The sequence below is a fragment of the Arthrobacter sp. V1I7 genome, assembly GCF_030817015.1.
GTDB lineage: Bacteria > Actinomycetota > Actinomycetes > Actinomycetales > Micrococcaceae > Arthrobacter.
In genome coordinates this window covers 970,281-995,342 of sequence record NZ_JAUSYS010000001.1, presented here as the reverse complement: position 1 = coordinate 995,342, position 25,062 = coordinate 970,281, and the positions used below count along the sequence as shown (strand labels likewise).

The 25,062-nt window shown below is 67.5% G+C and carries 25 protein-coding genes; 11 read left to right on the top strand and 14 right to left on the bottom strand.

Annotated elements, in window-relative coordinates; genetic code table 11:
• The first annotated feature begins 70 nt into the window (after positions 1 to 70).
• The 4 genes from QFZ69_RS04770 to QFZ69_RS04755 all read left to right on the top strand — a co-directional run bounded on the left by QFZ69_RS04770 (position 71) and on the right by QFZ69_RS04755 (position 2,969).
• Entirely contained in the window at positions 71 to 1,060 is a 990-nt protein-coding gene (locus tag QFZ69_RS04770) for a LacI family DNA-binding transcriptional regulator (protein ID WP_306915962.1), read from the top strand.
• A gap of 38 nt (positions 1,061 to 1,098) precedes the next feature.
• On the top strand, positions 1,099 to 1,455 hold the full coding sequence (locus QFZ69_RS04765) for a multidrug efflux SMR transporter (RefSeq protein WP_306915960.1): 357 nt from the start codon (positions 1,099 to 1,101) through the stop codon (positions 1,453 to 1,455).
• Positions 1,455 to 1,772, top strand: a complete 318-nt coding sequence (locus QFZ69_RS04760; protein WP_306915959.1) for a multidrug efflux SMR transporter — start codon at positions 1,455 to 1,457, stop codon at positions 1,770 to 1,772. The genes QFZ69_RS04765 and QFZ69_RS04760 overlap by 1 nt, the downstream gene beginning before the upstream one ends.
• A gap of 147 nt (positions 1,773 to 1,919) precedes the next feature.
• Positions 1,920 to 2,969: a site-specific integrase gene (locus QFZ69_RS04755; RefSeq protein WP_306915958.1), complete on the top strand. Its 1,050-nt coding sequence runs from the start codon at positions 1,920 to 1,922 to the stop codon at positions 2,967 to 2,969.
• Between the two features lie 31 nt (positions 2,970 to 3,000).
• Here the strand turns inward: QFZ69_RS04755 and ychF are convergent, their stop codons facing one another.
• The gene (ychF, locus tag QFZ69_RS04750; RefSeq protein WP_306915957.1) at positions 3,001 to 4,086 is read right to left on the bottom strand and encodes a redox-regulated ATPase YchF; all 1,086 of its coding nucleotides are present in this window, start codon (positions 4,084 to 4,086) and stop codon (positions 3,001 to 3,003) included.
• A gap of 116 nt (positions 4,087 to 4,202) precedes the next feature.
• Here ychF and QFZ69_RS04745 point away from each other — a divergent pair, with 116 nt between their 5' ends.
• Entirely contained in the window at positions 4,203 to 5,426 is a 1,224-nt protein-coding gene (locus QFZ69_RS04745; RefSeq protein ID WP_306915954.1) for a DNA recombination protein RmuC, read from the top strand.
• Here QFZ69_RS04745 and QFZ69_RS04740 read toward each other — a convergent pair.
• On the bottom strand, positions 5,423 to 6,514 hold the full coding sequence (locus tag QFZ69_RS04740) for a 4-hydroxy-3-methylbut-2-enyl diphosphate reductase (RefSeq protein WP_306915952.1): 1,092 nt from the start codon (positions 6,512 to 6,514) through the stop codon (positions 5,423 to 5,425). The two genes, QFZ69_RS04745 and QFZ69_RS04740, sit on opposite strands and share 4 nt — an antisense overlap.
• Positions 6,515 to 6,637: 123 nt before the next feature.
• Positions 6,638 to 7,480 (bottom strand): hypothetical protein, encoded by an 843-nt coding sequence (locus QFZ69_RS04735; protein ID WP_306915950.1) that lies wholly within the window; start codon positions 7,478 to 7,480, stop codon positions 6,638 to 6,640.
• A 251-nt stretch (positions 7,481 to 7,731) separates the two neighbouring features.
• Here QFZ69_RS04735 and xseA point away from each other — a divergent pair, with 251 nt between their 5' ends.
• Together xseA and QFZ69_RS04725 are read left to right on the top strand one after the other, a co-directional pair.
• Positions 7,732 to 9,018: an exodeoxyribonuclease VII large subunit gene (gene xseA / locus QFZ69_RS04730; protein ID WP_306915948.1), complete on the top strand. Its 1,287-nt coding sequence runs from the start codon at positions 7,732 to 7,734 to the stop codon at positions 9,016 to 9,018.
• An 80-nt stretch (positions 9,019 to 9,098) separates the two neighbouring features.
• Positions 9,099 to 9,356 carry an exodeoxyribonuclease VII small subunit gene (locus QFZ69_RS04725; RefSeq protein WP_306915946.1) on the top strand — a complete coding sequence of 86 codons (258 nt, stop codon included), beginning with the start codon at positions 9,099 to 9,101 and terminating at the stop codon, positions 9,354 to 9,356.
• A 29-nt stretch (positions 9,357 to 9,385) separates the two neighbouring features.
• Here the strand turns inward: QFZ69_RS04725 and QFZ69_RS04720 are convergent, their stop codons facing one another.
• From QFZ69_RS04720 to QFZ69_RS04690, 7 genes are all read right to left on the bottom strand, one after another.
• Entirely contained in the window at positions 9,386 to 10,240 is an 855-nt protein-coding gene (locus QFZ69_RS04720) for a PPK2 family polyphosphate kinase (RefSeq protein ID WP_306915945.1), read from the bottom strand.
• A gap of 66 nt (positions 10,241 to 10,306) precedes the next feature.
• Positions 10,307 to 11,527, bottom strand: a complete 1,221-nt coding sequence (locus QFZ69_RS04715; protein WP_306915943.1) for a pyridoxal phosphate-dependent aminotransferase — start codon at positions 11,525 to 11,527, stop codon at positions 10,307 to 10,309.
• 161 nt (positions 11,528 to 11,688) lie between these two features.
• Entirely contained in the window at positions 11,689 to 12,651 is a 963-nt protein-coding gene (locus QFZ69_RS04710) for an ABC transporter substrate-binding protein (RefSeq protein WP_306915940.1), read from the bottom strand.
• Positions 12,648 to 13,394: an ABC transporter permease gene (locus QFZ69_RS04705; protein WP_306915938.1), complete on the bottom strand. Its 747-nt coding sequence runs from the start codon at positions 13,392 to 13,394 to the stop codon at positions 12,648 to 12,650. Before QFZ69_RS04705 ends, QFZ69_RS04710 begins: the two co-directional genes overlap by 4 nt.
• Positions 13,391 to 14,119, bottom strand: a complete 729-nt coding sequence (locus tag QFZ69_RS04700) for an ABC transporter permease (RefSeq protein WP_306915937.1) — start codon at positions 14,117 to 14,119, stop codon at positions 13,391 to 13,393. Before QFZ69_RS04700 ends, QFZ69_RS04705 begins: the two co-directional genes overlap by 4 nt.
• Entirely contained in the window at positions 14,119 to 15,213 is a 1,095-nt protein-coding gene (locus QFZ69_RS04695) for an ABC transporter ATP-binding protein (RefSeq protein WP_306915935.1), read from the bottom strand. The genes QFZ69_RS04700 and QFZ69_RS04695 overlap by 1 nt, the downstream gene beginning before the upstream one ends.
• Positions 15,214 to 15,563: 350 nt before the next feature.
• Complete coding sequence (locus QFZ69_RS04690) at positions 15,564 to 16,016, bottom strand: NUDIX hydrolase (RefSeq protein WP_306915932.1); 453 nt, start codon at positions 16,014 to 16,016, stop codon at positions 15,564 to 15,566.
• A gap of 66 nt (positions 16,017 to 16,082) precedes the next feature.
• Here QFZ69_RS04690 and QFZ69_RS04685 point away from each other — a divergent pair, with 66 nt between their 5' ends.
• Positions 16,083 to 17,120, top strand: coding sequence for a pirin family protein (locus tag QFZ69_RS04685; protein WP_306915930.1), 1,038 nt, complete (start codon positions 16,083 to 16,085; stop codon positions 17,118 to 17,120).
• 91 nt (positions 17,121 to 17,211) lie between these two features.
• On the opposite strand, the gene QFZ69_RS04680 is transcribed toward QFZ69_RS04685, so the two are convergent.
• Positions 17,212 to 18,174: an N-acetylglucosamine kinase gene (locus tag QFZ69_RS04680; RefSeq protein WP_373461793.1), complete on the bottom strand. Its 963-nt coding sequence runs from the start codon at positions 18,172 to 18,174 to the stop codon at positions 17,212 to 17,214.
• Between the two features lie 36 nt (positions 18,175 to 18,210).
• Between QFZ69_RS04680 and QFZ69_RS04675 the strand changes: the two genes are divergently transcribed.
• On the top strand, positions 18,211 to 19,263 hold the full coding sequence (locus QFZ69_RS04675) for a nitronate monooxygenase (protein WP_306915926.1): 1,053 nt from the start codon (positions 18,211 to 18,213) through the stop codon (positions 19,261 to 19,263).
• A 308-nt stretch (positions 19,264 to 19,571) separates the two neighbouring features.
• Here QFZ69_RS04675 and QFZ69_RS04670 read toward each other — a convergent pair whose 3' ends face one another.
• The gene (locus QFZ69_RS04670) at positions 19,572 to 20,555 is read right to left on the bottom strand and encodes a LysR family transcriptional regulator (RefSeq protein WP_306919593.1); all 984 of its coding nucleotides are present in this window, start codon (positions 20,553 to 20,555) and stop codon (positions 19,572 to 19,574) included.
• A 91-nt stretch (positions 20,556 to 20,646) separates the two neighbouring features.
• Here QFZ69_RS04670 and QFZ69_RS04665 point away from each other — a divergent pair, with 91 nt between their 5' ends.
• Positions 20,647 to 21,927, top strand: coding sequence for an MFS transporter (locus tag QFZ69_RS04665; RefSeq protein ID WP_306915924.1), 1,281 nt, complete (start codon positions 20,647 to 20,649; stop codon positions 21,925 to 21,927).
• On the opposite strand, the gene QFZ69_RS04660 is transcribed toward QFZ69_RS04665, so the two are convergent.
• Entirely contained in the window at positions 21,924 to 23,090 is a 1,167-nt protein-coding gene (locus QFZ69_RS04660) for a PLP-dependent aspartate aminotransferase family protein (RefSeq protein WP_306915922.1), read from the bottom strand. The two genes, QFZ69_RS04665 and QFZ69_RS04660, sit on opposite strands and share 4 nt — an antisense overlap.
• 132 nt (positions 23,091 to 23,222) lie before the next feature.
• Between QFZ69_RS04660 and QFZ69_RS04655 the strand changes: the two genes are divergently transcribed.
• Positions 23,223 to 23,729 carry an Lrp/AsnC family transcriptional regulator gene (locus QFZ69_RS04655; protein ID WP_306915921.1) on the top strand — a complete coding sequence of 169 codons (507 nt, stop codon included), beginning with the start codon at positions 23,223 to 23,225 and terminating at the stop codon, positions 23,727 to 23,729.
• Positions 23,730 to 23,775: 46 nt separating this feature from the next.
• On the opposite strand, the gene QFZ69_RS04650 is transcribed toward QFZ69_RS04655, so the two are convergent.
• Positions 23,776 to 25,017, bottom strand: coding sequence for an MFS transporter (locus QFZ69_RS04650; protein ID WP_306915920.1), 1,242 nt, complete (start codon positions 25,015 to 25,017; stop codon positions 23,776 to 23,778).
• Between the last annotated feature and the right edge of the window lie 45 nt (positions 25,018 to 25,062).

Sequence of the window (25,062 nt, the reverse complement as noted above, 5' to 3'; positions counted from 1 at the left end):
GTAAACCCGCAGTCCCCAAAATGTCAACGCTCGCTGTAGGAGGTGCAGGATGACACGTCGAGTAACGCTCATGGATGTCTCAAAACAGGCTGGAGTCGGCGTGGCAACCGTGTCACGGGCCCTGGCGGCAGAACCACACCGGGATGTCAGCCCTGCGACCCGCGAACGCATCCGCAGGATCGCCGATGATCTTGGCTATCGGCCCTCACTCGCGGCCAGGGCATTACGGACCGGCGAATACCGGGCTCTGAGCGTCATCGTTCCGGACTTCGAATGGGGCTGGTGGGAGCCGGTAGTCCGTAGCGCGTACAACGCCGCCGAAGAGCATGGCTACCACCTTCTCGTGCATCCGGTTGGCGAACGCAGGGACGGAGCTGCCGGTACTATCTCGGCACTGGGAAACGTGCCCACAGATGGAGTGATAGTTCTCGGATTCAGCGCGAGCCGGGAAGTGCAAAACGCCGCCGGCGCCCTTCGTCTACCAGTCGTATCCGTAGACGACACGGCGGCTAAGCCGATTCTCCCGACCGTATCGGTAGACAATCGAGCAGGTGGTCGGATGGCAACCGAACACCTGCTCTCCCAAGGCCGGCATAGGCTCGCATATGTCGGAAACACATGGGCGGGTAACTTCGTTGATCAGCGCATTCAAGGATTTAGAGACTCCCACGAATCCGCGGGTATTGAAGTCGATGAGCGGCTAATCCTTAGGTGTGAGAACCCATGGGACGATCCACCGTTCACCTTCAAGGAGCTCGACGAACTCCTCGCAGACGGCATGCGCATCGACGGGATGTTCTGCGAGTACGACCGGATGGCAGGTCCTGCATTAAGGTCACTACGCAGAGCCGGATTGACGGTGCCGGGCGACGTTGCCGTGGTCGGCTACGACGACGAGGAATCGGCTAAACTCACGGATCCACCGCTGACCACCATCCGGCAGCCCTATGAAGAACTCGGTGCTCTCGCGGTATCACTCGCGATTCAAGCCCAGACCCGGCCCCTGGCCGCAGAGCGCCAAACGATCGTCCCCACTCTTCGTAAACGACAGTCTGCATAGATCGCCCAGCACCTCCTCATCACCAAGGGAATCACCCAATGAACAAGACCACCAAGGGGTGGTTGCTTCTGGCTGCCGCAATCCTGGCAGAAGTGACTGGATCACTGTCCCTCAAGGGTGCGCTCGAACACTCTGCCCTGTACGTCGTAGTAGCCGCTGGCTACCTCGGCGCATTCGCCCTGCTCGCCGTCGTGCTCCGTGCCGGCATGGCGCTCGGTGTCGCCTACGGCATCTGGGGGGCAAGCGGCGTCGCGCTTACCGCGATCGGCTCGCTCGTCATCTTCGGTGAGCCGCTCACTTTCCTTATGGGTATCGGCATCGTCGTCATCATCGCCGGGGTCCTATGCGTCGAACTCGGAGCTCAAGCCGCACACAAGAAAGCCGAGTCCGCATAATGGCCTACCTGTTCCTCACCGGCGCAATCATCTTCGAAGTCGCCGGCACCGTTAGCCTTCGCCTCGCTGTCGACAACAAACGCTGGTATGGCGCCGTCGCCGTCGGCTACCTCGTCGCCTTCATGATGCTCACCCTCACCCTCTCCAACGGTCTTCCCCTGGGCGTGTCCTACGGTATCTGGGCAGCTGCAGGCGTCGCCCTCACGGCCATCATCTCCAAATTCCTGTTCAAAGAACCCCTCACCTGGCTAATGGGCCTTGGAATAATCCTCGTAATCGGCGGCGTCCTGCTCGTCGAGCTCGGCGCAGCTCACTAACAGGACCCCCGCACAAGCCAGCCGGTAGCAGCCAGACCGGGACAGATCACTGATGAACCTACGCCCGATGAAGGATCGTTAACGGGGCACCACGGGTGACATTTAACGCTGCGAAAACGCGGCCACTTATCGCTGTGATCCACATCGGTGGGCAAAGAACACGCCCGGCATTTCGCCCGGAAGATCGACGCTCAGAAGTGGCTGAACGAAGTAACCACCGCGGTCGTCACCGGCACGTACGTGGGCCCAAAGGCTGGAACGATTACTCTCCCCGCTTTCTTCGAGGACTGGTCAAAACGCCAGATATGGGCGGCTGGGACTGCCAAGGCCATGAGCCTTGCAGTGCGTTCCTGCACTTTTGCCAACGTCGAGTTCCGCAACCTGAAGCGCTCCCATGTGGAGACATGGGTCAAGAAGATGAGTCAGGACGGCTTGGCTGCCGGGACGATCAAAACCCGACTGAACAACGTGCGGTCCGTGCTTCATGGTGCCCGCAACGACAGGTGCCTTGCCGCAGACCCTGCTGAGGGGGTCTCCCTGCCCCGTGGACGCAAGGCCGAGCACGCAATGCTCATACCCTCCCCCTCCGATGTTGGGAAGCTTCTGGAGGCCTCTGACGATTGGTTCAGGCCCTTCGTAGCCATGTGCGCTTTCGCCGGGCTGAGGCTGGGCGAGGCTGCCGCGGTGCAGCTTTCCGACATCGATTTCCTGCACCGGACCCTCAACGTTCAGAGGCAAGTTCAACGCGCTGGCGCGGGCCAGGTGTCCATCACTCCTCCGAAGTACGGTTCGGAGCGTCTTGTGCATATCCCTGATGCCCTGGTGCAGATGCTCGCCCAGCACGTCGAGCACGTCGGGGTTCACAGCGTTCACCAGTGGCTTTTCATCGGGGACGGCGGCCTGCCTCCCCATCAGAACACTTCCGGCTACTGGTGGCGGAAGACCGTCAAGGCTGCGGGGCTCTCAGACGTCAAGCTGCATGACCTGAGGCACTTCTACGCTTCGGGCCTGATCGCTGCCGGATGCGATGTTGTGACCGTGCAAAGGGCACTGGGCCATGCCAAGGCCACCACCACCCTGAACACGTATTCGCACCTTTGGCCGACGGCGGAAGACCGCACAAGGTCCGCTGCCGGGGCCATGATGAACGAAGCTCTCGGGATTTCTGCGGACTCCCTGCGGACTGGCGGGGCCTGATCCCTTTGTTTGTAAGGGAAAACGGGCGATATCAGACGTTGAAGCGGAACTCCACCACGTCGCCGTCGGCCATGACATATTCCTTGCCTTCGATCCGGACCTTGCCCCGGGCCTTGGCCTCTGCCATGGAGCCCGCTTCGAGCAGATCCTCGAAGGAGACGACCTCCGCCTTGATGAAGCCGCGCTGGAAATCGGAGTGGATTACACCGGCGGCCTGCGGGGCGGTGTCCCCCCGGTGGATGGTCCACGCCCGGGTTTCCTTGGGTCCTGCCGTGAGGTAGGTCTGGAGCCCCAGGGTGTGGAATCCGACGCGTGCCAGCTGGTCGAGGCCGGATTCGTCCTGGCCGTTCATTTCCAGCATCTCGCGGGCTTCTTCCTCGTCCAGTTCGACGAGGTCGGATTCGAGCTTGGCGTCCAGGAAGATGGCGTCCGCCGGGGCAACCATGGCCCGCAGTTCTTCCTGTTTTTCCGGGCTGCCGAGGATTCCCTCGTCGGCGTTGAAGACATAGATGAAGGGCTTGGCCGTCAGGAGGCTGAGCTCCTTGAGGTGCTCCATCTCCAGCTTGTCGCTCTTGACCGATGCAAAGATGGTGTCACCGCGCTCCAGTACCGCCTGGGCCGCCTTGATGGCAGCGAGCTCGGCAGCTTCACGCTTCTTGATCTTGACTTCTTTTTCGATCCGGGGGATGGCGTTTTCGATGGTCTGCAGGTCGGCCAGGATCAGCTCGGTGTTGATGGTCTCCATGTCCGAGCGGGGGTCGACCTTGCCGTCAACGTGGATGACGTCGGGGTCATCGAACACACGGACAACCTGGGCGATGGCCTCGGCCTCACGGATGTTGGCGAGGAACTTGTTTCCCAGGCCTTCGCCCTCCGACGCGCCTTTGACGATCCCGGCGATGTCCACGAAGGACACGGGAGCGGGCAGCAGCCGGGCGGAGCCGAAGATCCCGGCGAGCTTTTCCAGCCTGGGGTCGGGCAGGTTCACGACACCGATGTTGGGTTCGATCGTCGCGAACGGGTAGTTCGCTGCGAGCACCTGGTTGCGGGTCAGTGCGTTGAAAAGAGTTGATTTGCCGACGTTGGGCAGTCCGACGATGCCAATAGTAAGAGCCACGAGCATATATTCTACCCGCTGCGGCCGGGGAGCTTCGCGGGATCCCTTTGCCTCGGTGCGTGCCCGTGCCGTGCGTCGGGCCGAAAACTGTCAGAGGGGCATGCCACAGTGAAGCTATGGATGCTTTTGCACTGATTCTCGCCCTGCTCATGCTTCTCGTGGGCGCCGTTGCCGGCGCCGCGGCAGCCTATGTGTTCCTCCGCCGCCGTTACCAGGCCGTCGAACAGGACTTCGACGACGTCTCGGCCCGGCTCTCCGAGGTCAACGCCCGGTTTGCCGCGGCCGACGCCGAGCGGCGCCTCCTCGCGGCACAGAACCGGGAGCTCGGCGAATCCAGGACGCAGGACGGCAGTGTGCTGCGCGCACTGGCGCCGGTGGCGGAGAAGCTCACGGCGGTCCAGCAGCAGGTTTCCCTGCTGGAGCGGGACCGGCTGGAGCAGTACGGCCAGCTGGCCCAGCAGTTGCAGGAAGCACGGCTCTCCGACGAGCAGTTGTTGCGCTCGACGCACGCCCTGGAGTCGGCGTTGAGATCCAACAGCGCCCGGGGCCAGTGGGGCGAGGTCCAGTTGCGCCGCGTCGTGGAAGCGGCCGGGATGCTGCGGCATGTCGATTTCCACGAACAGCTGCACAGCGCCGCGACGGATAACAGCGTCCGGCCCGACCTCGTCGTGCAGCTTCCCGGGGCGAAGCAGCTTGTGGTGGACGCGAAGGTTCCGCTCGCGGCCTACCTGGAGGCCCAGGAGCTCGGTGCCGCCGCCGGACAGCGCACGCCGCCGCACGGGCCCAACGGTCAGCAGGTCCTGCTCTTGGCCCACGCGAAGGCCCTCAAGGTCCATGTGGACGCGCTGAGCAACAAGAAGTACTGGGACATCCCGGGCAACTCCCCGGAGCTGGTGGTGTGCTTCCTGCCGGCGGAATCGATCCTGGCGGCTGCCCTCTCGGCCGACCCGGCCCTGCTGGACTATGCACTGTCGAAGAACGTGGTGCTCGCCTCGCCCGGAACCCTGCTGGCGGTCCTGAAGTCGGTCGCGTTCACCTGGCGCCAGGACGTGCTGACGGACAGCGCCCGGGAGCTCTTCGAGCTCGCCCACCAGCTCTATGAGCGGATGGGAACGCTCGGTGAGAATGTCACCAAACTGGGAACGTCGCTGAAGACCTCGGTAGACCGCTACAACTCCATGATTGGCACCTTGGAGGCCCGGGTCCTGCCGACGGCCAGGAAGCTTAATTCCCTCGACGCCGCGGGGCTCACCACGCCGGTTTCGATCGAGGTCACGCCCCGGTCGGTGGCGGCCCCGGAACTGCAGTCAGAGCACGATGCCGCGGAGTCCGCCGCTTAGGAGTTCTCTGCCTGGCGGGAGCCACGGCCGCCGAGGGCACGGGTAACGTCGCCGGCCTGCTTGAGGGTGGCCCGGAGCTCCTTCGGCAGGGAGAAGAGCAGGTCTTCCTCGGCCGTGACAACTTCCTCCACTGAGCCGTAGCCGTAGTCGGCCAGCAGCCGCAGCACGTCCTTGACCAGGACTTCCGGAACGGACGCGCCCGAGGTCACGCCCACGGTGGCAACGCCCTCGAACCAGGCCTCGTCCACCTCGTTGGCGAAGTCGACGCGGTAGGAGGTCTTCGCACCGTACTCCAGCGCGACTTCCACCAGCCGGACCGAATTCGAAGAGTTGGCGGAACCGACCACAATCACGAGGTCGGCCTGGGGCGAGATCTTCTTGATGGCCACCTGGCGGTTTGTGGTCGCGTAGCAGATGTCGTCGCTGGGCGGATCCTGCAGGGTGGGAAAGCGTTCCTTCAGGAGCCGCACGGTCTCCATGGTCTCGTCCACGCTGAGTGTGGTCTGCGAGAGCCAGATGACCTTTTCGGGGTCCCGCACCGTGACCTTGTCCACTTCGTGCGGGCCGTTGATGATCTGGATGTGCTCGGGCGCTTCACCGGCGGTGCCTTCGACTTCCTCATGGCCGTCGTGGCCGATCAACAGGATGTCGAAGTCGTCCTTCGCGAAGCGGACCGCTTCTTTGTGCACCTTGGTCACGAGGGGGCAGGTCGCATCGATGGTCCGCAGGCCCCGGTCCTCGGCGGACTGGACCACGGCCGGTGAGACGCCATGGGCGGAGAAGATCACCAGGGCACCCTCGGGGACCTCGTCGGTCTCGTCCACGAAGATGGCGCCCTTTTCTTCGAGGGAGCTGACCACGTGCACATTGTGCACGATCTGCTTGCGCACGTAGACGGGAGGCCCGTAGTGCTCAAGGGCTTTTTCCACCGCGATGACAGCCCGGTCCACCCCGGCACAGTAGCCGCGCGGGGCTGCAAGCAGCACCCTCTTCGGCCCGGAGACAGGGGCCGCCGCCAGAACGTCTTCCGGTGTGCGCCGCCGGCGCGGAACGGTTGGCATCGGAATGGAAACAGCGGTGGAAGTCATCCCTCAATGCTACCGGTGATGACTGCCCTCCCGGTTTTGGCCCAGACCCCGTACCAGAGTTGTTCAGCGTGGCCCAGCTTGTTCAGCCCGGACCTGCGGTGTCCGGCCCGGACCGGACTGACTTCAGGGCCGGCGGCGTCCGCCGACGGCCCTGAGCACGATCCCGAGTGCCAGCAGTACGGCTCCGGCCACCGCGGCAGCCAGGGTCCACTGGCCGAAACCGGAGGTGGAGGCCGCGACAAATTCCCGCTTGAAGATCTCCGCCATGGCATTGCCGCTGGAGGTCCGCTCCACCGCCCGGCCGACCGCATCCGCCGCCAGCGTCCAGACCCCTGACAGGAGCAGCGCACCGGCGCCGGCACCGGCCAGCACTGTCCACCGTCGGCGCGCGGCAACAAAGGCCAGGACGAACGCGATGGCGGATCCCACCGCCACTGCGTACCCCATCGGCGCGTAGGCGGAGACCTGTTCAATGACCTGGCGCTGGCTGGGCTGACCGATGGTGATCAGCACCTGGGCCGGACTTTCCAGCGGGAGGCTCGTGGCCTCAGCCACGCGCTTCGCTACGAGCCCGACGAGCGGTGCAACGTCCAGGGTAAGGGAGCTGACCCCTTGCATCTCTGCGGGCAAGGAGTTCGGATCGGCGAAACTGAGCCGATGGCTCTTGCGGAGGGTTTCCGTCCAGGCTTCGGAGTAGCCTGGCAGTCCGGTCAGTGACTGGGCCGCGTCCTCGAGGACCGGACGGATCAATTCGACGACGGACTCGGGGACCTGGTCCGGGCTGAAGCTGTTCACGGCGGCGGCGGCCAGCCGCTGCTGGAAGGCAGGGTCCTTGCCAAGCGGTGCGGTCAACGTGACGAAGCCGTCTTCCTGGACAATGTTCCGGTCCACCCACATGGCAGGGACGGCGACGGCAGCCATCGCAAGCCCGATGAGTACTGCTACGGCCGAGACGAAAGTACGCAAGAGAGTGTCCTAGGAAGTCGTGGGGGTAGTGCCATCCTACGGGGGCCGCGGCGGCGAGGAACAAAGCCGGCAATGGCGAGGAACAAAGCCGGCAATATCGTCGCGCCCCCGTGGTAGAGCTATGGATAGAGTTGAACCCGACCACGCTCCGCCCTACACAGACCAGCCCTGCACAGACCAGCCCTGCACACACCAGCACGCAAGGACCAGCACGCACATGAACACCGCCCGCCCCGCCTCGGGGTACACGCATGTCTGAAGACGTCACCGCGGCCTCGACGGTCCCGGCCACGGCTGCGGAAACCAGCCCGGATAACCCCTGGCCGTTGCAGCTGTTGTCCCAGAAACTGAAGATGCACATTGACCGGGCTCCGTCCGCCTGGGTCGAGGGCCAGGTCATCGAGCTGAACCGGCGCGGCACCAACGCGTACCTGACGCTGCGCGACATCAACGCGGAGATCTCCCTCCCGGCATCCGTCTGGACCAACGTGCTGGACCGCCAGGTGTCGACGCTGGAACGCGGCTCCCGGGTGGTGGCCCTGATCAAGGCCGAGTTCTGGCTGAAGACGGGCCGCCTGAACATGTCGGTGAAGGACATCAGGCCGGTGGGGCTCGGTGACCTGCTGGCCCGGATCGAGCGGCTGCGGCACGCCCTGGCGGCGGAGGGCCTGTTCTCCGACGCCCGCAAGATGCGCCTGCCCCTGCTCCCCCACCGGATCGGGCTGATCACCGGCCGGGATTCGGACGCCAAGAAAGACGTGCTCCGCAACGCGGCCCTGCGCTGGCCTGCGGTCGAATTCGAGATCCGCGAAGTGGCGGTGCAGGGCAACACCGCCGTCGCCCAGGTCATCGGCGCGCTGCGTGAACTGGACGCGCGCGCGGATGTTGACGTGATCGTCATCGCCCGCGGTGGAGGCTCCCTGGAGGATCTGCTCCCGTTCAGCAGCGAGGAACTCATCCGTGCCGTGGCGGGTGCCGTGACGCCGGTGGTGAGCGCGATCGGACACGAGGCGGACCGCCCGATCCTCGATGACGTGGCCGACCTCCGCGCCTCGACCCCCACCGACGCCGCCAAACGGATCGTGCCGGACGTGGTGGAAGAACTCGCCCGGGTCCGGCAGGCGCGGGAGCAGCTCCGCCGTGGCGCCACCCGGCTGGTGGAGCGGGAAACAGACCGGCTGTCGTCGTTGCGCTCACGCCCGGTGCTGGCCTCGCCCGAGGTCATGGTCATGACCCGGCACGACGACGTCGAACGGCTCAAGAGCCGCTCGCACTCGGCAATCACGACGGCGGTGACGAGGGCCGCCGACCAGCTGGTCCACCTCAAAGCCCAGGTGCTGGCCCTGTCCCCGCAGAAGACCCTGGACCGCGGCTATGCCGTGGTGCAGCTCGCCAGCGGCCAGGCGGCGCCCGGCGCCCGGCGGGAAGTGGTCCGGCACCCCTCGCAGGCTCCCGCCGGCGCCGAGCTGACTGTCCGGGTGGCCGGCGGCAGATTCACCGCACAGTCCACCGGCGGCCACGTGCCCGCCGACGACTGACCCCTGCAACCCGACGGGCCATCCGGCTCCGCGGCAAACAACTGACACAGCATTCCCACGGACCGAGCAAGGAGCATCACATGGCAGCAGAGACCACCGGCACGAGCAGTCCGAATGCGGACATCGACAGCCTTAGCTACGAGGACGCCCGCGAACAACTGGTCGGTGTGGTGAGCCGGCTGGAGGCCGGAGGCGCGAGCCTGGAGGAATCACTCGCGCTGTGGGAGCGGGGCGAGGCGCTGGCCAAGCGCTGCGAGGAGTGGCTTGAGGGTGCCCGCAAGCGCCTGGCCACCGCCAGGGAGCAGGCCGGCCAGAAGGACCAGGCCGGCCAGAAGTAGGGCTGTCCCCCATTGCAGGCGGTCCCGGCTCAGGACCGTTCGAGCAGATCCCGCTCCATGGCAACTTCCAGCTCGGGCACCGGCCACTTGAGATGCAACCCCTCCAGCGCGTCCAGCAGCAGCTGCTGGACGGCGATCCGGGCGTACCACTTCTTGTTCGCCGGCACGACATGCCAGGGCGCGACGTCGGTGTGCGTCTTTTCAATGGCCTTCTGATAGGCGTCCATGTAGTCGCTCCAGAAGGGCCGTTCTTTCACGTCGTTGCCGCTGTATTTCCAAAGTTTGGTCTCGTCGTCGAGCCGGGCCAGCAGCCGTTCCTTCTGTTCGTCGCGGCTGATGTGGAGCATGACCTTGACGATCTTGGTCCCGGCGTTCGTCTGCCTGGTTTCGAATTCGTTGATGGCGGTGTAACGGCGTTCGAGTTCTTCCGGACTGGCCCAGCGGTGCACCCGGTGGATCAGGACGTCCTCGTAGTGCGACCGGTCGAAGACACCGACCATCCCTGCGGCCGGAACCGCCTTCTCGATCCGCCAGAGGAAGTCGTAGGACTTCTCCTTCGGCGTGGGCGCCTTGAAGGATTTCAGCTGGACTCCCTGTGGGTTCATCGTCCCCATGACGTGGTTGACGATGCCTCCCTTGCCCGCGGTGTCCATCGCCTGCAGGATCAACAGGATCCGCTTGGTCCCGCCGAACCGGGACTCGGCGAACAGCTGCTCCTGGAGCATGGTCAGCCTGCCGTCCAGGTGCGCCAGGAGCGCCTCGCCGTCGGACTTGGCACCCGGATAGCCCGGGGTGGAATCCGGATCGGAGTCCTGGAGCCTGAACCCTTTTCCGGCAATCAGCGTTTCCGAGGGACGCTTCTCGAAAGTCACACCGTCTGTCATGGAAGCCTCTTCCGTCCGGGCAGCCTGTACGCGGGAAGGTCGCCCGGCTGCGCTGCTGCCCTTAGGCTAGTTCCCCTTGTACCTGCTCAGGAAGTCCGCCATGCGGCCAATCGCCTCTTCGATGTCCTTGACGAGCGGTAGCGTGACCATGCGGAAGTGGTCCGGGCGGACCCAGTTGAACGCGCGGCCGTGGGAAACCAGGATCCTCTGCTCGCGGAGCAGGTCCAGCACGAATTTCTCGTCGTCCCGGATATGGTAGACCTCCGGGTCCAGCCGCGGGAAGAGGTACAGCGCGCCCCGGGCTTGCTGGGTGCTGACCCCGGGGATGGCGTTGAGCAGGTCGTACGCCTTGTTCCGCTGCTCCAGGAGCCGTCCCCCGGGCAGAATGAGGTCATTGATGCTCTGGTATCCGCCGAGGGCGGTCTGGATGGCGTGCTGTGCCGGCACGTTGGCGCACAGGCGCATGTTGGCCAGCAGGCTGATGCCTTCCAGATAATCGGCGGCGTCATGCTTAGGGCCGGAAATGGCCATCCAGCCAGCCCGGTAGCCGCAGACCCGGTAGGCCTTGGACAGGCCGCTGAACGTCAAGCACAGGACGTCGTCGCCGGTGAGGCTGGCCATGTTAACGTGGACGGCGTCCTCGTAGAGGATCTTCTCGTAGATTTCGTCGGCGAAGAGGACCAGGCCGTGCTTCTCGGCGAGGGCAACGATCTTCTTGAGCGTCTCCTCCGGATACACGGCACCGGTGGGGTTGTTGGGATTGATCACCACGATGCCCTTGGTCCGGGGCGTGATCTTGGCTTCCATATCCTCCAGGTCAGGCTGCCAGCCGGATTCCTCGTCGCACAGGTAGTGCACGGGACGGCCACTGGCGAGGGCCACGGACGCGGTCCACAGCGGGTAGTCCGGGGTCGGGATGAGGACCTCGTCGCCGTCGTTCAGCAGGGCCATCAGCGACATGGTGATGAGTTCGCTGACGCCGTTGCCCAGGTAGATGTCATCGACATGGATGTTCTGGATCCCGCGCGTCTGGTAGTACTGCGAGACGGCGGTGCGGGCGGAGAAGATGCCGCGGGAATCGCTGTAGCCCTGCGCGTGCGGCAGGTGGCGGATCATGTCCACCAGGATGGCGTCCGGCGCTTCAAACCCGAACGGGGCGGGGTTTCCGATGTTCAGTTTGAGGATCCGGTGACCCTCCGCCTCCATCTGCTGGGCGGCCTGAAGGATCGGTCCACGGATGTCGTAAAGGACATTATGAAGCTTGGTGGACTGCTTGAATTCTGCCATTCATCAAATATGCCATATGGGGGATGTACTTCCCGTGAGACTTGCCTCACAGGCGGGTGAGGCCGTCACCGGCACAGGAACGACGGCCGCCGCCGCACCCTTGAGCAACAGGGTGGGTGCGGCGGCCGCCGTCGTACGCCAGAAAGCGAAGGCCGGGCGCCTTACTTGACCAGGCCCTTGTCCTTGAGCCATCCGGCCGCGGCGTCCTTGGGGTTCTGCTTCTGGCTGCCGCTGACGGCGCGGTTGAGGTTGATCAGGTCCTCGGTGGTGAGGGCCTTGGATACCGCGATCAGTGCCTCTTCGGCCTTGTCCGTCATCTTGGACTTGTTGTAGAGCGGCAGGACCTGCTGGGCGATGAAGTTGTTCTTCGGGTCCTCCAGCACCACCAGGTCGTTGTCCGCGATCGAGGGCGTGGTCGTGTAGATGTCGGCCACCTGGACCTGATCCGAAAGCAGGGCCTTGAGCGTGACGGCACCGCCACCGTCGCTAAACGGTTCGAGCTTTTTGGGCACGCAGTTGTAGTTCTTCTGCAGGCCAGGCAGGCCGTAGGCACGCTCCGCGAAGGTTGCCGGGGCGCCCACCACGATCTCGCTGCAGACCTTGGCGAGGTCCTCGATGGACTTCAGCTGGTACTTCTCGGCGGTGGCCTTCGTAACCACCATTGCGTCCTTGTTCTCAGCCTTGGAGGGCTCCAGCACGGCGAGGCCCTCGGGCAGCTTGCCCGGCAGCGCCCGGTAAATGTCCTCGGCCGAGACCTCGGTGGCGTCCTTGCTGACGTGCAGCAGCAGGTTTCCGCTGTAGTCGGGGATGACGTCCACCGAACCGTCCTGCACAGCCTTGAAGTAGACCTCGCGGGAACCGATGTTCGGCCTCGTGCTCGCCGTCACGCCGGCGCCGTTCAGCGCACCGGCGTAGACCTCGGCAATGATCTGGCTCTCCGGGAAATCCGCGGAACCGATGACCAGGGCCGCGCCGGCGCCAGACGTGGCTCCGCCCGTAGCGGGGGCCGTTGACAGCGGATCGGACGAGCCTCCGCACGCGGACAGAGCCATGGCCAGGCCGACGCCGGCGGCCAGGCCGCCCAGTGCGCGCCTGCCGAGTGCTCGTTGGCGGGTTTCCTTCATGACGTACCTCCTTGAAGAACAGTCTCCGCGGTTACGGGGTCTGTGAGATCAACCGCAGCCTGCTGGCTCCGGTTTGGCTGTGAGAGGGCCCTCCGTGACAGGAAGAGCCGCTGGAACAGGGCAAGGGCGAGGTCGACGGCGATCGCGAGCGCCGCGATCAGGAGGGAGCCGCCGAGCATCTGGGGGAAATCGGAGAGCACGAGCCCGTCGAACAGGTAGCGTCCGAGTCCGCCCAGGTTGATGTAGGCGACCACCGAGACGGTGGCGATGACCTGAAGCACGCCGGTGCGGAACCCGCCGAACATCACCGGCAGCGCATTGGGGAACTCGGCCCGGAAAAGGACCTGGAGTTCGGTCATGCCCATGGCCCGGGCGGCGTCCACGACGTTCCGGTCGACGCTGGAGATTCCGGCATAGGTCCCGGCCAGCAGCGGTGGCACCGTCAGGATCACCAGCGCCCAGATCGGCGGCATGAGCCCGATGCCGGCCAGCAGCACGAACAGCGTCAGGAGGCCGAGCGTGGGCAGGGCCCGGAGGGCGCCGGCCAGCGCCACGATGGCGACCCGGCCGCGTCCGGTGTGTCCGACGTAGAGTCCGATCGGGACTGCAAACGCGGTGGCGATCAGCATGACGAGGCCGGTGTACTGCAGGTGCTCCGCCAGCCGGGCCGGGATCCCGGCGCTGCCGGTCCAATGTTCCGGCTCGGCAAGCCAGGCGAAGGTATCCGTGACGACGTTGCTCACGCGGAACCACCTCCGGACGTTGCGGCGGGTGCGTTGGTCCGGCGGCCCCGGGTCGCGGCCATGCGCCGGTCCTGGCCGGCGCCGCGCGGTGCTGCGGCCCGGGTCCACGGCGTAAGCAGCCGCTCCAGCAGCACCAGCACGGCATCCATCAGCAGCGCCAGGACCAGGATGGCAATAATGCCGACGATGACCTCGGTGACGAAGTCGCGCTGCAGCCCGGAGGTGAACAGCATCCCGAGGTTCCCGATGCCAAGCAGCGCGGCGACGCTGACGAGCGAGATATTGCTGACCGAGACGACGCGGAGCCCGGCGAAGAGCACGGGCAGGGAGAGCGGGAGGTCGATCTGCAGGAAGCGGGCGGCGGGTTTGAAGCCCATCGCCACGGCGGCCTGGCGGAGGTCTTCGTCGACCGAATCAAACGCGTCCAGCGCGGCCCGGACGAGCAGGGCGACGGCGTAAATGGTCAGGGCCACCACAACGTTGACCGGGTCCAGAATTCTCGTGGCGAGCACGGTGGGCAGGATGATGAAGAGCGCCAGCGACGGGATCGTATAGAGCAGCGAGGACGCCGTCACCACGACGGAGCGCAGGACACGGCTCTGCCGGGCGAACTGGGCCAGCGGAACCGCGATCAGCAGTCCGAAGATCATCGGCAGCACGGCGAGCACCAGGTGCTGCCCGGCGAGGCTGTACACCTGCCCGCTGTTGGCCAGGAACCATTCCATCAGAGAACGCCTTGCCGGACCCGGCGGTCCGATTCGATGACCGCCAGTACTTCATCGGCCCTGATGACGCCGACCACCCCGCCGTCGGGGTCGACGGCGACGCCGAGCCCGGAGGGGGAGGACAGCGCGGCGTCCAGCGCCCGCCGGAGGGTGTCGCCCTTGTGGAAGAGCGATCCGCCGGGGACCATCGGGTTGTCCTGGCCGGGGCCGGACCAGCCCAGCGGGCGCAGCGCACCGTCGACCACCAGCTGCCAGTCGTCCCGGGAGCTGCCCCCGTGCTCGAGGTCGGCGACGGTGAGGGTCCGGACAGGGTGGATCGTGACGCCGTCGGACGGGCTGAACCCGAGGTGCCGGAAGCCCCGGTCCCGGCCCACAAACGAGGCGACAAAGTCGTTCGCCGGGGCCCGCAGGATTTCCTCGGGCGTGGCGTACTGCGCAAGTTTGCCGCCGATGCCGAACACGGCCACCTTGTCCCCGAGCACCGTGGCCTCATCAATGTCGTGGGTGACGAAGACAATGGTCTTGGCCAAGTCCTGCTGGAGCCGGAGGAGTTCCTGCTGGAGTTCATCGCGTACCACCGGGTCGACGGCGCTGAACGGTTCGTCCATGAGCAGCACGGGCGGGTCGGCGGCCAGTGCGCGGGCCACGCCGACGCGCTGCTGCTGGCCGCCGGATAGCTGGGAGGGGTAGCGCTTGCCCAGCGCCGGGGCCAGCCCGACGACGTCGAGCAGTTCCTCGGCGCGTTTCCGGGCCTCGGCCTTGGACACCCCGTTGAGACGGGGAACGGTCGCGATGTTGTCCAGCACGGAACGGTGTGGCATCAGGCCGGAGGACTGCATGACGTAGCCCATGGACCGCCGCAGCTTTGCCGCCGGCACGGAGGTGACGTCCTCGCCGCCCACGGTGATGATCCCCGACGTCGGCTCGACCATGCGGTTGATCATCCGCAGCGAAGTGGTCTTTCCGCAGCCGGAGGGTCCGACGAACACCGTGATGGTGCCCTTGTCGATGGACATGGTCAAGTTGTCAACGGCAGGCTGCCCGCTCTGATACTGCTTGGTAACGCTCTGGAACTCGATCATGGCTTCGGCCATTTCCGGGCTTACCTAACTGTTGACGGCAACATCAGACGGTCCAGCAAACTGATCATATGTGCGCTGATTTTCGGCTGTAAAGCGGGTAAGACCCAGCGTAGCCAGCGCGGCCGACGAAGTCAGCGGCGCCGCGGCTACCCTTTGGCTTCGGTGTCACAACGATTTTGGATGGGTGCCGGCCCGGATTCCTGTTCCGGCCTGCCCGAGGCACCGGGCCGGCGGTCAGCGCCGGCGTCGGCCCCACCCTTTCCACTGCCCCCGTCGTCGGCGTCGAACAGAGCTGGCCAGGAGCTCATCGAGGCCGTCGCCCTGTGCGGCCGAGGTGGTCACCACCTCGGCTAGGGAAACCGTCAGGGAAGTTTGCCGCTCAGCGGCCGTTCCCGGTAGAGCCGGAGCGCGACGTCGACGAGCGAGACTTTGTTCAGGCCCGCGAGCTCCGTCAGGGGGATCCAGGCCGCGTGCGTGGTGCTCCCGTCCACCTCATGCCGAAGCTCGCCGCCGGTGGTCCACGCTTCGTAGACCAGCCGCAGCGACTGGAAATCACGTTCCCCGCCGTCGATCCGGATCTCCGCGGGCCAGTGTCCGACGTCGACCCCCAGCATGGCGCCGATCTCGGCGTCGTAGCCGGTTTCCTCGTAGATCTCCCGGCGGCACCCGTCCACCGGGTGCTCGGCCAGGTCCAGCCCGCCGCCCGGCAGGGTCCAGCCTTCCTTGCCGCCCTGTTTCCAGTACGCCAGCAGGATGGCACCGTCGCGCACAATAACGGCGTAGGCGGCCGGGCGGGTATCGAAATTCAAGCTCATCCCACCAGCGTAGTGTCCGGACCGCGGGCCCTGCCGGATCGGGCGGTTCCGTCCTAGAGTTTGACTGTGACCAACCTTGAAGTCCTCCCGATGGAAGAAATCTGTCCGCCCGCCTACGCGGGCCCCGGCGCCGGCCCGTGCCTGCAGCTGTGGCCCGCCCGCGAGGTGCCGCTGGGCGGCGTCCGCGCCATGAAGGTGTCCCGCACACTGCCGCAGCGGGGGCTGCCCACGGTGGGCGCGTGGTGTTTCCTGGACAGCTTCGGCCCCGAGCGGGTCGCGATGTCCGTACTCCCGCACCCCCACACGGGCCTGCAGACCGTCACCTGGCCGCTTCTCGGGACCGTCCGGCACCGGGACAGCGTGGGCAGCGACGTGCTAGTCCGGCCGGGCGAACTCAATATCATGACGGCCGGGCGGGGCGTGTCACACTCCGAATTCGCGGTACTCCCGGACCAGGGACCGGAGGGAACGGGTGAGCCCTCCGGGCAGTTGCCGCTGCAGCGCGGGCTCCAGCTCTGGGTGGCGCTGCCGGAGCACGAGCGGCACCGGGCGCCGGCGTTTGAACAGCACCGCGAATTGCCGCAGGTCACCGGGGATGGCTACACGGCCACCGTAATGGTAGGCAGCTTCGCCGGTGCCACGTCCCCGGCGACAATGTTTTCTCCCATCGTCGGGGTGGACCTCAGTTGCGCCGGCCGGCTCAGCCTGCCGCTGAACCCGGACTTTGAACACGCCGTCCTGGTGCTCGACGGCGGCCTCACCCTCGACGGCCAGGAGGTACCCCCGGGCCCCCTGGGCTTCCTCGGCACCGGCCGCGGCGGCCTCGAACTGGACGCGCTCCCCGGCACCCGATTCATCCTGCTCGGCGGCGCGCCCTTCGAGGAGGAGCTGCTGATGTGGTGGAACTTCGTCGGCCGCACCCATGCCGAGATCGAACAGTCCCGGCAGGACTGGGAAGATCAGGCCGGGCTGCCGGATCCCGCAGCCGCCGCGGCACGCTTCGGGCTGGTGCGTGGCCACGGCCCTGAGGCGGGCCGCGAGGCGGGGCGCATTCCGGCCCCTCCCCTGCCCGGCGTGCAGTTGAGGCCGCGCCGCCGGTTCTGAAGTTTCCGTGGTCCCGGCCGGCCCTCGTCGGTTTCGGCTCTCAGCCGTTTTTCGGCGACCAGCCGTTCCCGGCCGTCAGCCGTTTCGGCTCTCAGCCGTTTTCGGCGACCAGCCGGAGTACACCGAATACCGGCTCCTCGTGCAGGACGCGGACGTCGCTGATGCCGGCTGCGGCCAGGGCCGAGCGGAATGATTCCTGAAGCCGCGGGACGTTCATGCCCAGCCCGCCCCCCAGGATCACCGGCCCGTCGATGCCGAGCTGCCGGAGCGTTTGTTCCGCGAGCTGCGCCAGGTCGCGGCCGGCCTGGTCGACAAGTTCGCGGCTCGCTGCGTGGCCCGCGTCGGCCGCCTCGACCACTAGGCGGGCCCGTTGTGCCCAGTAGCGCCGCCCGGTGGAGGCGGAGTGGAACAGCGCGATCAGCTGGTTGGGGTGGTCCACCCCGCAGGATGCCAACAGGGCGGTGGTGAGTTCGTCCGCTTCGAGGCCCTGGTTCATCCGCCGCAGGGTGTGGCGGACGGCCTCGCGGCCCAGCCAGTAGCCGGCGCCCTCATCGCCCAGCAGGTAGCCCCAGCCGCCGGCACGCGCTTCCTCGCCCTGGCTGTTCCGTCCCCAGGCCGCCGAGCCCGTGCCACCGATAACGGCGACTCCGGTACTGGCGCCTCCGGCGGCGAGCAGGAGGCGGGAATCGTGGACCACGGTGATCCGTGCGCCGGGCACGTGCGGCGCAATCAGCGCGGCGAGCGCAGCGGCGTCGTCGTCGGTGTCTATCCCGCCGGCGCCGGCATACACCTGGGCGACGGTCCCGCCGCCGATCCGGGAGAAGAGCTCGGCGAGGTTTCGGGCCGCTTCCTCGCGGCTGACATTCTGGACGTTTGAGCTGCCCACGGACTCGTCCGCCACGGCCTGGCCGTCTTCGAACCGGACACCGTGTGTCTTGGTGCCGCCGATATCGAGCCCGATCACGGCGCCGCCGGGCGCAACCGGGGCAGTACCCGTGGAGCCCGAAGGCGAGGAAGCAGAGTCCGCCGCCGGCGGGATGTCAGTATTAGTCACGAGACCAGCCTACTGAATCGTCCCCAGGAGTAAGCCATGCCACACACCCTCTTCGGCACCCGCGTCATCGCCGCCCCGATGGCGGGCGGAACCTCCACCCCGGCGTTCGTGCAGGCCGTCGACGCATCGGGTGGCCTGGGTTTCCTCGCCGCGGGGTACAAGAGCGTGGCGGCGATGCAGGCCGAGATCCGCAGCACCCGGGCCTCCGGCGCCAGGTTCGGAGTGAATGTTTTTGTCCCCGACCCGGTGCAGCTGAGTCCGTCCCCGGCGCAGGTAGCGCAACTGGAGCAGTACCGCACCCGGCTCCGGGCGGATGCGGCCCGGTACGGCATGGAGCTTCCGCCGCTTCGGCTCGACGACGACGACGCCTGGCAGGGCAAGATCGACGCGCTCCTGGCCGACCCGGTGGAACTGGTCAGTTTCGTCTTCGGCCTCCCGGGCCCGGACGTGGTGCGCGCGCTCCAGCGGGCCGGCTCCACGGTGCTCGCCACCGTCACGACCCGGGACGAGGCACTGGCTGCCGCGGAGCAGGGCGTGGATGCGCTGGTGGTCCAGCACGGGAGCGCCGGCGCGCACAGCGCGGCCTTCCAAGGCGGTGCCGGCGGACCGAGCGGCGGGCACGACGCCGGCCGGCCGGGCACGACGGCGGAGCTGGTCGCTTCGGTGCGGTCCGCCGTCGACCTTCCCCTCGCCGCCGCCGGAAGCGTGATGGACCGGGGCAGGCTGCAGGCCGTGCTGGCCGCGGGAGCGCACGCTGCCCAGCTGGGCACGGCCTTCCTCCGCTCGGATGAAAGCGGCGCCCGGAAACTGCACAAGGACGCCCTGGCCAGCCCGCATTTCACCCAGACCCGGCTCACGTTAGCCTTCACCGGCCGGCCGGCACGGGCGCTGGTGAACGAGTTCGTCCGCGACCATGCCGACGCCCCCGAGCTGTACCCAGCCGTCCATCACCTCACCGCACCGCTGCGGGCGGCCGCGGCTGCCGTCGGGGACCCCGAGCGGCTGAACCTCTGGGCGGGCACCGGCTGGCAGCAGGCGCAGGCCGGACCGGTCGCAGGCATCCTGGCCGGACTGCTGGCCGAGGACTGACCGCCCTCGGCGGCCCCGCAGGGCTTCCCGCCGAGCACCCCACCACCCCGCACCCCGCCCAGCACCCCGCCGAGCACCCCGCCGGCACCCCGCCGAGCTTCCCGCCCAGCACCCCACCACCCCGCACCCCGCCGAGAAAGCCGGAAACGTGCCCGCTCGCCGGAAGGCTACGGCGAGCCCGCATCATTCGGGCGAATCCGGCGAGGCCGCGGTAGTCGGCCACCCGGCCAGGCCTCAGCCGCCCGAGCCTTCCCGCATCATTCGGGCGAATCCGGCGAGGCCGCGGTAATCCGCCACCCGGCCAGGCCTCAGCCGCCCGAGCCTTCCCGCACGAATCCGGCCAGGAGCGCCGGACCCTCGCTCAGCACGAGCTCACGGAACAGCCGCACCGGATCCGGTTCGGCACCCGCTCCCCCGCGGCGTTCCCGCCAGGCCAAACCGATCTCCCGGTAGGCAAGGTGGGAATCCAATGCGATCTCGACCCAGCCCAGCTCGCCGGAGTCCGCCGAGGGGTGCCGGCCTGGCGCTGCGCCGCCCGGCGGCAGGATGCTCACGCCGAGCCCGGCCGAGACGAGTCCCCGGGCGGTATGGGTATCCTGGCTTTCAAAGGCAATCCGGGGCCGGAAACCCGCCTCCCGGAACAGGGCGTCGGTCAGCGAGCGCATGCCATACCCCGGCCCCAGGGCCACAAAGGGCTCCTGCCGGATCTCCTCGAGCCCTGCGCGCCGGCGCTTTGCCAGCCGGTGCCGGTGATGCACCACCAGGCGCAGCGGCTCGCGGTAAAGCGCGGCGGAAGCAATCGTCCGGCTGGGCGCCGCGACCGGGGCGGTCAGGGCCACGTCGGCATCACCCCCGGCGAGTTCCGCCAGGCAGCCGTCCCTGGCGCCCTGGCTGAGCTCGAACAACGTCTGCGGATGGCGGCTGCGGAAGGCGCTGATCAGCAGCGGCAGCATCGCCTCGCCGAAGGTGTGCTGGAAGGTCACCGCGATCCGGCCGCGCACCACCTCGGACTCGTGCCGGACCAGGTCCAGCCCGGCCTGGAACTCGCCCAGCGCCGCCTCGATGTGCGGCAAGAGTGCTTTAGCAGCAGGGCTCAGCCGCACCCCGCGGCCGTCACGGATCAGCAGTTCGGTGCCAACGATGGCGCTGGCCCGCGCGATCCCGCGGCTGACGGTCGACTGCGGCAGACCCAACACCTCGGCGGCCGCCGTGACGTGCCGGGTGCGGCCGAGTTCCGCCAGCAGGGGCAGCAGCGGCAACAGCTGCACCAGTTGCTTGTGCTCCACGTCCATGAAGGCCACCGCCCAATCGTTCCGATTCCAGCATTGATTCTATGTAAATCATGCATTGGAAGCATGGCTTGGGGAAGCCTATTCTGGGCAGATGCCACAATTCCTCCCGTTCCGCCGACCCAGGGCCACGCTTCCGGCCCCCAAGCCCGCGCAACCGTGGGCGGGGCATGCCAAGGGCTCGAAGGCGTACGGAAAAATCCTCGCCGGGCTGGCGTTTGCCGGTGTCGCGACCTTTGCCCAGCTGTACTCCACCCAGGCAATCCTGCCCATCCTTGCGGCAGACCTCCGGGTGACGGCGGCCGAGGCCGCGCTGACCATCTCCCTTGCCACGGTGGGGCTCGCGGTCACCGTGCTGCCGTGGTCGTTCGTGGCGGACCGCATCGGCCGGGTCCGGGCCATGACGTGGGGCATCTCGGCCGCCACCGTGCTGGGGCTCCTGGTGCCGCTGGCCTCAAGTTTCCCGATGCTGCTGGGCCTGCGGATGCTGGAGGGGATGGCGCTCGGCGGGATCCCGGCCATCGCCATCGCCTACCTCAATGAGGAAGTCAACAAGGCCCATGCCGCGCTCGCCGCCGGCAGCTACGTCGCCGGCACCACGCTAGGCGGACTGGCGGGGCGGATGGTGGCCGGCCCCGTGGGTGAATTGTGGGGCTGGCGGGCCGCGGCGCTGGCGGTGTCCGTGCTGGCCACGGCGGCCGCGGTCCTGTTCCTGGTCCTGGTGCCCAAGGCGCGGGGATTCACGGCTGCTGCGGCAGGCGGCTTCCGCGGGGCGGTCCGGACGCTGGCCGGCCACGGGCGGAACCCTCGGCTGCTGGCCCTCTACATCCAGGCTTTCCTGCTGATGGGCGGGTTCGTGGCTGTCTACAACTACCTCGGTTTCCGGCTTTCGGGCGAACCGTTCAGCCTTCCCGCCACGGCCATCAGCCTCATCTTCCTGGCCTACCTGTCCGGGACGGTCTCGGCCCGCTGGTCCGCGGGCCTGACACTCCGGTTCGGCCGGCGCAATGTCCTGATCACGGGGACCGGACTCATGGCGGGCGGCCTGGCGCTGACCGTCACGCAGGTACTGCCGCTGATCCTGCTGGGGCTGCTGGTGTTCACCGGCGGATTCTTCGCGGCGCACAGCATCGGCGCAGGCTGGACCGGAGTGATCGCCAGCACCGGCCGCGCCCAGGCCGCCTCGCTCTACAACCTCGCGTACTACCTGGGTTCCAGCATCATCGGCTGGGCCGGCGGGCTGGTCTTCCAGTCGCTCGGCTGGACCGCGCTGGCCCTGACCGTCATCGGACTGGCGTGCACGACGGCGGCGATCACCGCCGTCGTGCACCCCTCGGCGCATCCGGCACACGAGGCGGCCGCGGCAGCGGCCTAGCGCCTCGTCGCCTCGATAGCCTGCACGAGGTCGGCTACGACATCCGAGGGGTCTTCGAGCCCCACGGAGACACGCAGCAGGTTCGCGTGCGGCTTGGCGGCGGCGGCCACCGGCCGGTGCGTTAGCCCCGCCGGGTGCTGGATGAGGGTGTCGATGCCGCCGAGGGAGACGGCGTGGGTGATCATCCGGACAGCGGACGGGATGCGTTCGGCGTGCTCGGCCGTGGCCACCTCGAAGGCCAGCAGCGAACCCGGGCCGGCCATCTGCGTCCCGATCAGGCCGAGCGGATCGCATTCCGGCAGTCCGGGGTAGAAGACCCGTTCGACCAGCCCGTGACCGGCGAGGGCGGACGCGACCTTCTGGGCGCTGGCCTGCTGCGCGCGCACCCGGACCGGCAGCGTCGCGAGCCCCCGGTGGAGCAGGTATGCGGGCCACGGCGTCAGGATGCCGCCGGTGACGGCGCGGATCTGGCGCAGCCTGGTGGCCCATTCGGGAGCGGCGGCCACCACGCCGCCCATCGCGTCGCCGTGGCCGCCGAGGAACTTGGTGGCACTGTGCAGCACCATGGCCGCACCGTGCTTGAACGGCTGCTGCAGCACCGGGCTGGCAAAGGTGTTATCGACGAGGAGCGGAACGCCGTCCGCCGCGGCGGCTACCCGGGCAATGTCCACCAGTTCCAGGCTGGGGTTGGCCGGCGTTTCCAGGATGACCAGCCCGGTGTCCGGACGGAGGGCGGCGCGGACGTGCTCCGACGTCGTGAAGGTGACCTCATTGCCCAGCACCCCCGAGGCGAGGAGGTAGTCGCTGCCGCCATAGAGCGGCCGGACGGCCACCACATGCTTTTTGCCGGTGGCCACCGCGGCGAGCAGGACGGCGCTCAGGGCCGCCATGCCGGTGGCGAATGCCACGGCCTCCGGGGTGTCCTCCAGCAGTGCGACACCGTCCTCGAAACGGGCCACGGTGGGATTCCAGAGGCGTTGGTAGACGGTGCTCTGGCCCTCGACATGGCTGCCGCCGGTGGCCATGTGCTCATAGGCAAGGCCGCCGTCGTGCACCGAGGGAAGGGGCGCCGTGGTGGACAGGTCGATGGGCACGGCGTGCACGCCCAGTTCGGTGAGGCCGTTCCGGCCGGCATGGACGGCCAGCGAGTCTTGAGAAAGCACGTTACTCCTTATGAATATTCACCATTGAATGCGGCAAGTATCTGGCAATAATTCGGACTTTTACAGGCCCCGCGAATAGAACTGCCGGAATTCCCCGCTTATGATGAAGAGGTAACACTTTGAGGAGGATTCGTGACGAGCAGTGCGAAGAATATTCGGCCGACAGCCGTTGCCAGTGAGCCGCTGGATGCGGTCGACGAGCGGCTTCTCGCCGCGCTGGTGGCGGACGCCCGCATTTCAAATAAACAACTGGCTGAACTCGTAGGCATCGCACCGTCCACGGCCCTGATGCGCACCCGTGCCCTCTCGGAGCGCGGGATCATCCAGGGCTTCGAGGCCACGCTCAGCCTGTCGGCCATCGGGCGATCGGTGCAGGCGCTGATCGCCGTTCGGCTCAGGGCCCACGACCGCGAGCAGATCGACCGCTTCACCGCCCGGGTCCCCAAGCTCCCCGCCGTGCTGTCGACCTTCCACACCTCCGGCTCGGTGGACTACCTGCTGCATATCGCCGTGGCCACCACGGAGGATCTGCGGGACTGGGTGCTGGACAACCTGGCCACCGACCCGGTGGTGGGCCATACCGAAACCACGCTGGTGTTCGACCACATCCAGGGCAATCACGGGCCGCTGCCGGACTGACGCCGGCCCGACGACAGGTGCCCGCGGTGCCGCGGGAGTCCCGGGATCAGACCGCCGGGCGTAGCGCCGCCCGCAGGGTGATCGCCGCGATGGTGGCTGCCAGAATCGCGCACAGCACGACGAAGCCGGCGACAGCCGCCTGCAGGCCTACCGCCCCGGCAGCGAGGCCCAGCCCGATGACCGGGAAGGCGCTGCCAAGGTATGTGATGACGTAGACGGTGCTGATGATCTGGGCGTGCCGTGGCGCCTCGACTTTTCCGGCCACGCCATTGAAGACGGTCCGGAAGGAGACGCCCTGGCCGAGGCCGGCGGTGATGCTTGCCAGGACCAACAGCCCGGGGCTGCTGGACGCGGCAGCCACGGCGATCAGTGCCACGGAGACCGCCAGCAGACCCAGCCCCGCCGGCACCACAAAGCGTCCGCGCACGGCAATCAGCTGGCTCACGGCCGAAGAGCCGAGCGTCAGCCCGGCCAGCAGGCCGATCAGCGGCCGCGAATCGGCGTGCACGATCTGGGCAAAGTAACCCGGCGCGAGCGAGAGGCAGAATCCGAAAACGGTGAAGCTCAGGAACCCCACGGAGGATGCCAGCCAGAAGGCGCCACGCGCCTCGCTGGGCACGGATGGCCGGCGCGGCGCCAGCACACGGAGCGGCTGCGGAACGGCGGCCGCTTTGATGGCCGGGCGTGCCTTGAGCAGGAACAGCGGGACCAGCAGCGCGGCCAGGACGCAGGAAAGCAGAAAGTAAGGCGTGGACGTCGGCCCCGGCAGGAGCGAGAGCACCCCGCCGATCGCCGGCCCGGCCGCGACTCCTCCGGCGGACGCCAGCAGGGTGAACCGGGAGGCCCACCCGGGACGGCTGGGCAGCAGCTCACGCAAAGCAGCGGAGCTGGCGCCGGTGGCGAGTGCCACCGCAACGCCCTGCAGGGCCCGGCCGACGCAGAGCACGAGCAGGCTGTCGGCCGAGGCGAAAACGGCAGCCCCGGCCAGCCCCACCAGCACCGCCAGGACGAGGGCAGCCCGGCGGCCGATGTGGTCGGACCAGTGCCCGGCGAGCATGAGGGTGGCCACCAGCGCCAGTACGTAGGCAGAGAAGGCCACCGTGACATCCAGGGCGGTAATCCCGAGCCTGGCCTGCAGCAGGGGGTACAGCGGCGTCGCCAGGTTCGCGCCGACCAGCAGCGTGAAGATCACGACGCCGGCCATCACCAGCCGTGCGGTGACGGAAGCATCCCAGCCCCGGCGATCAGCGGTGGCCGGGCGCATGCGGAGTTCGCTGAAAACAGTCATGTCCGTGCCCTTGCAGAAATCGGCCTTCACGGCGTACGGGTCGCG